The organism is Deltaproteobacteria bacterium, assembly GCA_016931625.1.
Lineage (GTDB): Bacteria > Myxococcota > XYA12-FULL-58-9 > XYA12-FULL-58-9 > JAFGEK01 > JAFGEK01.
Genome location: JAFGEK010000174.1, coordinates 1 through 10,876, shown reverse-complemented (window position 1 = coordinate 10,876; position 10,876 = coordinate 1). Strand labels below are relative to the sequence as shown.

Sequence of the window (10,876 nt, the reverse complement as noted above, 5' to 3'; positions counted from 1 at the left end):
CTGCCCCTTGGAGAATTCCTAAAGAGACTTTACCTTCACAAAATCATCAACCGACATCTTGAAGTAGCGATGCGCAAAATGCGCAATTTGGTTGGAGAAGCCAAAGTGCATCTCATCGTGCAGAAGGATACCTGCGTATTTCCAAATCTAGAATCGATTTCTATTCCCACAAACCTTATTTTCCACGACTGGGCACCGAAATTAAGATTTTTAGTTGATTTTGATTTTAAATTCTGAATTCTGACTCCTTAATTCAAAGATGAGTAGTTACGCATATATAATTATTTTCATCATAAAAATAAGATTTCCATTTATTGATAATTTAATGTATATATTATCTATGGCTAATTTACTTGATTTTAAAAAGGTAGATTACCGCATTAAAGTTCATTTGTTCATTTTCGTTTCTTTGCTTACTTTTTATTTCTTGTGCTTGTTTGCGGGTAATATAAAAGCCACAACAAATGTAGAAAATGTTAATCCTACTATTCAAAAAGAGACACCAGACACTTTATTGTCACCCATTAGAAGGAACGGTCAGCATGCATCGTCTGCAAATGTTGGTATGGACGTGTATTATGGCGGGAATCTTTGTGCATGGAATATTAACCAAACTTTTCATGCCAGAGTTTGACAATACGTATCTTGCAATTTCCGGTATCAGTTCGGCTGGCTATGCATTTCTTAAGATCCCTGAACAACAAAGCTAGGTGGAGGGATTAACATGGCTGGAGCATTTACGCATTGGATGATTGTTGAAGCCTCTTTGTCGAATCAGCTTACATTTGCACGCCTAAACCCAGGGCATCCACTTGCTGTTAAGATCATTAACTATAAACCCATAGCTGCGATTGGTGCAGTATCACCGGACCTACCATATCTAAGCCTAGGTGACCGTGAATGGGCTGATCGAATGCACTATGAGAACATTCATTTTTTTGCTCATCAAGCAATTAGTAATCTGCTAATTATGAAACATAATGATGATGAGGGCTTTGCCCAATGTCTAGCGTGGTTTTTCGGATATATAAGCCATGTTATTGCTGATGTCGTAATTCATCCGATAGTAACGGCTCTTGTCGGTACCTACTTATTTAACAAGACCAATCATCGTCATTGCGAGATGATTCAGGATACCTATATTTATAAAAATGTAACTGGCAATGAACTAATCGATGCTAATCATCTTGGCGTTTTACCGCAAAGCCTTTCATCATATGTCTCGGATTTTTGGGCAAAAACCCTTAAGAAGAATCACCCTAATTCAGGGACACCAGAGCCCTCCTCATGGTATAACATGTATCGTAAGGCATTAAATCTGGTCGATGGTCGATTACCTTCAATATTTTATCGTATTTTAGATGACATAAAACTTTTCTATGGTGCCACAAAGGATTTCAAACGCGGCGGTGATGATAATGACTATCAATATATCAAAGATATTCCTTTGCCGCGATCACCGCGAAAAGTTGATTTTAAAGAAGTTTTCAATATAGCTGTACAGCAGGTTGTAAGAATCTGGGGTGAAATTATTGCTGACCTAAATAACAATGATTCTCAGCGCTGTTTTTCTTACATCAAGAATTGGAATCTAGATTTAGGAGTTGACCAAGGAGCACAGGATCTATGGACTTAAGAAAATTATCTGCAGTATTGATATTGATGGGCATGTTAACATCATGCGCATGTTTTAGATCTCCAAACTACTCAGAGATTGCAACAAAAGTTGCCAATCTTTCCTTTTTCATTGCCTTACCGCAAGTCATTGATACAGACCCTATTTATACCGAAACCTTGGTTGAACTACGAAGTGACTATAAAGTTAAATTTCGTCAACTCAACTCAACAACCTATGTTTTACTTATCTGTACCAAAGATGGAACTCGTGCTCTCATGGAAGACTTAAACTGTACACCGCAGCGAGTTGATGGCCGCTATTGGGAGGACCAAAATGTGCATCAGTGCACATTTAATGATTGGAAAATCGAAACAGCTTGCTCTAACAACAATTCATAAGAGATGACCGCCGAGAGAATCTAACAAGCTATTTATTCTAATCGCTATATTGGGAGCACTCGATGGCACAGAGTTGGAAACCAAGAAACAAAGCAGCACAAGCAGTATGGAAGGCTGGGTTTTGCTACAGTCCCGAACAAGACATTATCTATTCGCGAATGGATGCCTGGCAGAGAAAGTTTGGCTACGCTTACAGCTACGATATTGCTGCTCCAATAACAATAAGCGCTATCATTGATTGCGAGCCATTTTTCTTTCACTACAACAACAAGCATTGGATGATTGAATTGTGGAAAGGCCAGTATGGCTTAGAGACAGGCGCTGAGATTGGTATATACAATAGTGATGAAAAGCAAGGGCTTAGGGATGCGGTTTTAGGCGAACGTTCTCATGATCCCTGATAACAGCAAATTTTTTGAGTGTGTAGGGAATACCGAGCTTCTAAGGATTTCATTTACACTCAAACGTAATGGTGACTCTTTATTTGTCAGAGGACCAGAAAAGCATTGGTGGCTTACAGGATTTAAATGGGGAATACTTTCAAAACCAGAAGAGTTGATTATGGAGGCATGTATTGACATACCATCGCAAGCAATGCGTCAGGTTTTCGTAGATGCGGTAAAAGGAAGTGGGTATCAGGATGTTCTGATTGATGGTGCGTCGGTTAAGTTTACTTTCGATAAACCTAAAACGCATCAGCCGAGAAATGATATTAACATGAAAAAGTTCGTTGATTTGGCTGAGGCAAATAATAGAAATATTGTTACAAAATACCAAGAACTTGATTTAGCAAATAACGACCCGAATGAACTACATGATGATGTAGCTGATGAAATTATTAGCTACTTTAATGTATACAAACCCGAGCACCTTAAAAAATATGTAAGCAAAGCACTTGAGGCCAGAGGCTACCAATCAAAGGATTTAGCTACTTCTCTTAAACAAGTTTTTTCTAAAAGTTTTTTTCAACAATGTAAAAGTGCTTTGTCTCGTATATTTAAAAGAAGCTAGGGGGTGTCCCTAATTACCAAACCAGTAGCTGCTTTTGATCTCCATGTAACTGAAAACACTACGGGTGAGATTGTTATTTTTTCAAGTGCCTCTGATGAACAATCTTATGAATCTGATGAACATGATGGCGCCCTATTTACAACACATTGGATTACTGGATTACGTGGGGCAGCAGATGTAAATAAAGATAGGCGGGTTACTCTAATAGTATTCTATTGTTTGTTAAAACATCGCCAATTTTAAGCTTGCCTATTGATTGATATCTAAAATGTACTGAAATTTAAGAGTTTCATTGCACCTGCCTCTGTCTTATGCGAACTTTATAATATAAAACCAACATCAAAACGGCGAGCAATATCGATGCCAACGAAGGTGCTGATAGCTCATGGCAATACCCAACGGCTAAAACGTGCGGTAGCTGAATTGCAAACCCGTGGTTTTGAAGTTACCGCAACTCCTGATGGTGGTGATGCTTTTGCGCGTTTTTTTGAGGATATGCCGGATCTCGTCATTTGCAGCGAGTTTTTACCGGGATTAAGCGGCGTTAATTTTGCCCGCATGGTGCGCTCACAATCGCCTGGTACGCCGGTGATAATTTTAGTTGATGGCCAAATCGAAACTGCAGGGCAAGAATTTGATATTCAACCAGATCCGCTTAATATTGAATGGTTGCTTGAGGCTTATCCTGGTTTAATACCAGAACAGCCGATTAATACTGACAAATCACTCAAGGCGCCTAATACTACAGAAGTCTTTACGATTGCTGCGCTCAAACGTTTTCAACGTGGCAGCAATCCATTGGCTCTGCTTGATGAAATCGGGCTTAATGCGATGGCGCGCATTGCCGAAAAACAAACTTGTGATGATGGTGATCTTATCATCCGTCAGGGCGACCGAGGCGATAATTTTTATCTAGTTATCGCTGGTCAAGTACGAGTGACTTTACGCGAACAGGCAGACGCTGAAGTGGCTCGTATTGGTGAAGGCGGCTTTTTTGGTGAAATGGCATTGCTGTCTGACCAGCCTCGTTCTGCTTCAGTATGGGCGGTTGGTAGCACTACTTTATTAAGTTTTGGCCGCGAGCAGTTTTTACCGATTCTCGAATCCTACCCAAGCTTGCGTGAAATGCTTAAAGGGGTAGCAATTGAACGCAGTGAAGAAAACTTATGGAGCGTTCTGTTAGCCGATGATGATGTGCAAGAATCATTGGCCAATTTAGCTGATATTGATGAATTAGTACTATCACCAAACGAAACTGATGATAGTAATACCGTAATATATAATCAACAAGCTGCTGATGATGCGATTACCGATGAAATCCCGATTGCTCAAGAGAATACCTCAACAACAGCAGAAACAGATGTAGACACAGATACAACAATAGAATCAGAGACAACATTAGAATCAGAGACATCAATAGAACCAGAGACAACGATTAGTGATTTCGCAAATGAAACAGCAGAAAGCGTTGCACCAACATCATTTGAAGAAACACCATCAACTGCCGCCAGCGAAGAAAAAACTTATGATGAACTAGAGTCCCAAACAATAACTACGCCAACATCATTTTGGCAGATAGTTAAACAAGCACCCCGACAAGCTCTAATATTTGCAGGAATTATCGGCCTTAGTTTCGGAACTTTGTTAACCATTGTGGTAGTTTTCGCCCTTAGCAATCAAGCTGTTAATCAAGTTACAGACACTCCTAGTTCGTCAACGTTAAACGAAACTAAGCAAGCTAATCCGCCAACTACTGCTGAACCTGAAGAAAATCGCAATAATCAAAACGATAATAATAATGCTGAAAGTGAAAATGAAAAAGTGAAACAAAATATAAGCGATAATAATGCAGTTAAAACTGAACCCACAAATGATAACACAAAATCACCAACAATTACGAATCAAGGCGCAACCCCAGATAAACCGTCCGAAGCTAAAGCTGCGATCAAGACTATAACCAATGTAACTCCCATAGACGCTGAACCTAGTAAAATAAGTACCAATGAACGTCGTTCATTACGACGCCAGTTTTTCTCATCTTTACGCAAGCGCGATTATAAAAACGCTGCCGCTATTGGTCGCAAATTGTATTTAGCCTCTCCCAATGATTGGGAAATACAATTGCGCTTAGCTGACAGCGAACGCAGTTTGGGTAATCTCGATGTTGCACTCACTGGCTATTTAAGTTTTATTGAAAAGTATCCCACTAATGTTCATCGTGATGATGCGCAATTTTGGGCGGCAGATATTTTAATTAGCAAAGGTAAAAAATTAAAAGCCAAAGAATTATTACAACAAATACTCAACAACCCCAAAACCCATTATCGTACTGGGGCAAAAGAGAGAGTGCAAAAGATAGAGAGTGAGAATAAGTGAAAATTGGTATTTGGTGTGACTTTGGTTTTACCTTACGTCCTTCTGAAGGTATCGGTGTTTTTGTTGCCCAGCTTTTACGTGGTTTGTCACAACAACCGCAACCACCACAAGTTGCATTAGTACTAAACGGTAATGACCGCAAAATACATCATGAACTATTAGCATATACCCAAGGACTTAATGTTGAAGTTATTGTGCCCCCTATAGGGGTTTTACAAAAATTGCGAATTCTCTATCGCCAAACTATAGCCAAATGGCTGCTTCGTACGAGCAAGTATTTGTTGCGACTTGAGCATTGGATGCGACCACGATTACCGCGAGCCTTACTTGCAAAAATTCTATCTCACTTAGGTGAAATAGGATCAGCAAAAATAATTAAGCTACTTGCCATTGCCATGCTTTCACCCCTTTTATTAACTGATATTCTAATCACCATTGCCTATTTGACCTTTAAACATTTAGTTCGCTTAGGACCGGTTTGGGTAAATGCTATCTGGAAAGCATTACGTGAAAGTCTTTTTGGTGGTGAATATGCATATATATTTCGTTTAGCACGCAATACTGTTTGTGATGTTTGGTTTTTGCCTTATCCTGGACTACCGGTGAAGCCAGATTTACGTGCGCCTTTATTATTAGTAGTCCATGATATTGTTTATCGATATTACCCTGAAGGTTATGACCCGGTACAAAATGCCGAACTTTTTAAGCTTACCGAAGAAATTGCAAGTGAGGCAAAAATAACTGCCTGCTTAAGTGAAACGGTTCGCGAAAATGACCTTATCAATGAATTGCAAATAGAACGATCTAAAACTGCAGTAATTCCTCACGCCGTACCAAACGATATTGTCGAACAAAAATATTCCAGCTTTAAAGATCTACAACAACGTTATCATATACCTGAGAATTTCTTTTTTTATCCAAGTGCATTTCGTCCTTATAAAAATCATGCTTTAGCAGTACGCGCACTAGCCATACTAATTAATGAGCAGCAGCAAAATGTTGGATTAGTGTTTACCGGCATCCAAGGCATGCCACCGCGCTTACAAACTTTACTTGATGACTCAGAAATTGGTGATCATGTTTTTATATTAGGTAGAGTCAGTCGCGAAGATATTGCTGGTTTGTATAGATCAGCTAAAGCCTTAGTATTTCCCAGTCTACATGAAGGTTTTGGCTTTCCACCATTAGAAGCTTTAGCTTTAGGCTGCCCTGTTGTTTGTTCAGATATCCCCGTACTGCGCGAAGTTGTTGGCTCATATAAAGAAGTTGTACAACTAGTTAACCCTTATAGCGCTAAAGCTTTAGCAAAAGCTTTAAAAATAATTTTAAATGCGCGCGAACAATATTCTCAAGTTTTAGCTACAACACGTAAACTCGTTTTATCACGCAATTGGCAGCAAGTAGCGAATGAATGGCTACGTCTCTGTACTCAAGCGATCAATAATTGATCACTTTACAGTAAAGGTCTCCTAGCCTAATGCCAAATCAAATAAATTTTGCTCTTATTGTACCCAATTCAAGATATGGTTCAGGTTCACTTTGGAGTGTTTTACCTTCACGTGGCTTATTATCATTAGCAGCAATACTTAGACATGAAGGTTATGGGGTACACTATATTGATGCTGATATAGATAATCTTAATGAGCAACAAGTTTGCAGACAAATAATTGCTACCAACGCAAATATCGTTGGTATAACTATGAATACTTTTCAGGCGGCTGCTGGACTGGCTTTAGCTGCACTAATTAAAACTATTTTGCCAAAAATGAAAATAATCATTGGAGGACCTCATCCATCGGCTGTTAAAGACCAATTATTAATCGAAAATCCTACGATCGATATTAGCTGTATTGGCGAAGGTGAAAAAGTTATTTCTCAAATTGCTGCTGCCTTAGCTACCAATGCAAGTTTAGAAAATATTCATGGTATTTGTTATCGTCATAATAACCAAATATTCATAGCTCAACCTCAACTAGCCCTTGCAAATTTGGATGATCTCCCATTTCCGGCATATGATCTTGCTGGTGATCTTAATCGTTACCCTGGCGCAAATCCCGTTTTAAAGCCACCATCAATGCATATTATGGCGTCGCGCGGTTGCCCATATCGCTGCATTTTTTGTACACATGCGGTCTTTGGAAAAAAAATAAGGTTTCGTTCACCAAGTAATATAATTGATGAGGTAGAACTATTACATAAATCATATGGTATTAATGAAATATTTTTTCAAGATGATACCATGAACGTCAATCGCGATTGGTTCTATGCTGTTTGTAATGAAATTGAAAAACGTGATTTGCACAAAACAATGGTTTTTAAGGCACCATTTCGGGTCAGCAAAAAATTACTAGATGAAGAATTGCTACAGCGAGCCCGCCACGCCGGTTTTTGGATGCTATTTTATGGAGTCGAAAGTGGCGATCAAGATATCCTTAATACCATTAAAAAGGATACCACTATCGCTGAAATCAAACGTGCTTTTAAACTAACACACGCTGCTGGCATTGAAACTATAGCTGCTTTTATGGTTGGTAATGTCGGTGAAACTGCTGAAACTATAGCTGCTTCTGTAGAACTATGTAAAGAAATTGAGCCATCAGTATTCGGATTCTCAATAGCTACACCATTACCAGGTAGCGAATATTTTAATATTGCAATTGAACGAAAGTGGATCGAATCTGTTAATCTCGCAGAATATTCTCAATTTAAAGCAGTTGCACGCAATCAAGCATTAAGCAGAAGCCAAATCAGTACTCTACGCGATAAAGCTGATAGCGATGTTAGACAATTTTTTGCAATTCATGAACGTAAACGGGCAAACTCTAAACATGTGTTAGTCAAGGAGTTATCGGTGTCATTTCCTGCAAACGATAAATTTTGGAGTGATGTTTTATTATTTGTCAAACAACACATCACCACCACACAGCCTATTCTAGCCCCTGATGAATTTCACATTCACTTAAGCAAACAATTGATACGTTATGGTAGCCAAATTGAATCTTTTGATACTAATCCATCTTGGGCCATAGTTCATAAAGGACGAATTGGTAGAATTGGACGCCAATGGCTAAGCATAATCACAAAAACTATGAAACCAGTATTCGCTAACGAAGTATTTGTGGTGTTTTCTTTAGAACGGGCTCTACCAAATTTAGGTAAAAATTCTTTACATGTTCGTGGTTTTTGGGAAATAGTGCAACCATGGCTACCTCGTGAAGATCAATCAGGAGCTTTTTGGTCACTTAGCAAACAAAGGCTAAAACAGATTCCCATAATTGGACCATTACTTAAACGGATTAAAAAACATTTTAATAGGCCTCATATTATACATATTCCCGCGCGTTCCACTGAAGAAAGTATTTCAGCAAAACCAACCACATCTACACCACAATTCACTTCTGGTTCATCTGTGGGCGAAATTAAATCGTTCATGGATGGGCTATATGCATCAGGGCAAGCTTATCAAACTGAAATACTTTGGGATCAAATACGCGCTGTCGAGTTAGCAGAAACCGTCCATTCTTTGCTGGCTTCAAATAATTCTATTGAAAACATGAGTATTCTTGATGTCGGCTGTGGTGCAGGCGGTATTGCTCCTAGTATACCTATCTGCAAAGAATTGATCGGTATAGAATTATCAGACGTTGCTGTTGCAAAAGCCCAAACTGCTTTCGGTCAACGTCCAGAAGTTAAATTTATGCAAATGGACGCCATGAAACTCGATTTTCCCGACTCTCGTTTCGATGCTGTAGTTGCTCGCGAAGTACTTGAACATTTACCAAATATGGAGAAATCCGTTGCTGAATCATTTCGTGTATTAAAACCTGGTGGAATATACGTAGTTACTTCACCTAATCGCGACAGTCTTCACCTAAGGATTAATAGAGCGTTAGATTATAAAGATTTTACCTGTTCGCATGATCATGTCCATGAATTTACTTACGATGAAATGTGTAGTGCACTTACGAGCGCAGGTTTCCTTATCGACGATAGTGCAGGTGTTTTTTTACAACCATATTGGGGTATCTCTGGGATAGATCAATATGTACGCCATCTTACTGATAATGACCCTCAAATCGTTGAGATGCTACGAATACTCGGTCGTAAAGTCGGAGCCCAATACGCATTTTGCTATGCCATCAGAGCCAAAAAACCAACAAGTAAATAAATAAACTACTACAATATAGTTATTCAATAGCTGTATCTGAATCATCAAATCCGCACCCTAAACACCCCAATTTTCAATCATCAGCACCCAAAGGTTTAAGTGCAAAATGCCATAATGGCCGTATAACTATTTTTTTACCGTCTCGTTCAAGATCAGCATATTCATGATTGGTTAAAATGATGCCTTGATTAAGTTTGTATACATGCAACGCTTCAAGTAATCCGTGTATTTCTCGTTCAATAGTTTCTTTGTTTTCTATTGACCAACATGCTTGCAAACATTGTATAACCTTACTTTTGTTCATCACTACAAAATCGCATTCTGCTGCCCCACGATGATAATAAATATTTTCGAATCGTCTGCGTAACTCCATAAAAGCAATGTTTTCTAATATTCTACCTCTATCTTCTGATGAAGAGAAACGCACGGCGTTTAATAATCCATGATCAACAGCATAAATTTTATGTGGCGCTCGCATCTGCCGTGTCACTTTATAATCAAATTTCTTAACGGCGAACAAAAGAAATATATCCTCTGCATATTTTAAATAATTAACTAAAGTATTTTTGCTTAAACTATATCCAATATCTTTCATTTCTTTTGCAGAGTTACTTATAGATGAAAGTGAGGCAAAGCGGGTTATTTGTATTTTTAGAAAATCTTCTAACTGCCGCACATTTTTAATACTAAAACGCTCAACTATATCGCGAGTAAACATCGTACGATAATAATGTTGAAGAACATCTTTATACTCTTTATAGGGTATGATTTCAGGGAATCCACCCTTGGCAAAATATTCGTTAAAATATTTTTTATAAATATTTCGCTGTGATAAAAAAAGCAGTTTCTCACTATATTTTTCATTTTGCCCATGCGCTCGTAAAAATTCGGCAAACGCATAAGGGAAAATAGTGATGCTCGTCCCTCGACCTCGCAGTTCAGTGGCAATCTCAAGGCTCAACATTTTTGATGATGAGCCTGTTAAAAAAATTGTTACATTCTTTTTTTGATCTATGGTACGGCGCACCCATTTTGACCAGTTTGGCACATTTTGTATTTCATCAAGAAAACAATATAATTGTTTATTTTGATCATACTCAAAAAGTTCGGCATGAACATCAAGAAGATATGTCAATTCTCTGCCATCTAAAGGAACTAAACGTTCATCCTCAAAATTCATATAAATAATATTCTCTCGCGGTATTTTTTGCTTTAACAAATCACTAATTATTTCAAAACATACAAATGTTTTTCCGGCGCGGCGCGGACCAATAATAGAAGTTATACGATTTCTATTTATAGCAT

11 protein-coding genes are annotated in these 10,876 nt (G+C 38.4%); 10 read left to right on the top strand and 1 reads right to left on the bottom strand.

Annotation, left to right across the window (positions count from 1 at the left end; all coding sequences use genetic code 11):
* The 10 genes from JW841_14965 to JW841_14920 form a co-directional block, all read left to right on the top strand.
* Positions 1-237: hypothetical protein (locus JW841_14965; GenBank protein MBN1962235.1), on the top strand; the 237-nt coding region annotated here is incomplete at its 5' end.
* A 103-nt stretch (positions 238-340) separates the two neighbouring features.
* Positions 341-634, top strand: a complete 294-nt coding sequence (locus tag JW841_14960; GenBank protein ID MBN1962234.1) for a hypothetical protein — start codon at positions 341-343, stop codon at positions 632-634.
* Between the two features lie 90 nt (positions 635-724).
* Entirely contained in the window at positions 725-1,636 is a 912-nt protein-coding gene (locus JW841_14955; GenBank protein ID MBN1962233.1) for a zinc dependent phospholipase C family protein, read from the top strand.
* The gene (locus JW841_14950) at positions 1,627-2,016 is read left to right on the top strand and encodes a hypothetical protein (protein ID MBN1962232.1); all 390 of its coding nucleotides are present in this window, start codon (positions 1,627-1,629) and stop codon (positions 2,014-2,016) included. The genes JW841_14955 and JW841_14950 overlap by 10 nt, the downstream gene beginning before the upstream one ends.
* 62 nt (positions 2,017-2,078) lie before the next feature.
* Complete coding sequence (locus JW841_14945; GenBank protein ID MBN1962231.1) at positions 2,079-2,417, top strand: DUF4474 domain-containing protein; 339 nt, start codon at positions 2,079-2,081, stop codon at positions 2,415-2,417.
* On the top strand, positions 2,407-3,027 hold the full coding sequence (locus JW841_14940) for a DUF4474 domain-containing protein (protein ID MBN1962230.1): 621 nt from the start codon (positions 2,407-2,409) through the stop codon (positions 3,025-3,027). The genes JW841_14945 and JW841_14940 overlap by 11 nt, the downstream gene beginning before the upstream one ends.
* 3 nt (positions 3,028-3,030) lie before the next feature.
* Positions 3,031-3,270, top strand: a complete 240-nt coding sequence (locus JW841_14935; GenBank protein ID MBN1962229.1) for a hypothetical protein — start codon at positions 3,031-3,033, stop codon at positions 3,268-3,270.
* Between the two features lie 117 nt (positions 3,271-3,387).
* A complete protein-coding gene (locus JW841_14930) occupies positions 3,388-5,403 on the top strand; it encodes a cyclic nucleotide-binding domain-containing protein (protein ID MBN1962228.1) in 2,016 nt (671 codons plus the stop codon).
* Positions 5,400-6,851, top strand: a complete 1,452-nt coding sequence (locus tag JW841_14925; protein ID MBN1962227.1) for a glycosyltransferase — start codon at positions 5,400-5,402, stop codon at positions 6,849-6,851. Before JW841_14930 ends, JW841_14925 begins: the two co-directional genes overlap by 4 nt.
* A gap of 29 nt (positions 6,852-6,880) precedes the next feature.
* On the top strand, positions 6,881-9,571 hold the full coding sequence (locus JW841_14920) for a methyltransferase domain-containing protein (protein ID MBN1962226.1): 2,691 nt from the start codon (positions 6,881-6,883) through the stop codon (positions 9,569-9,571).
* A gap of 73 nt (positions 9,572-9,644) precedes the next feature.
* Here the strand turns inward: JW841_14920 and JW841_14915 are convergent.
* Positions 9,645-10,876 (bottom strand): ATP-binding protein (locus tag JW841_14915; protein ID MBN1962225.1); only part of this gene is annotated, 1,232 nt, incomplete at its 5' end.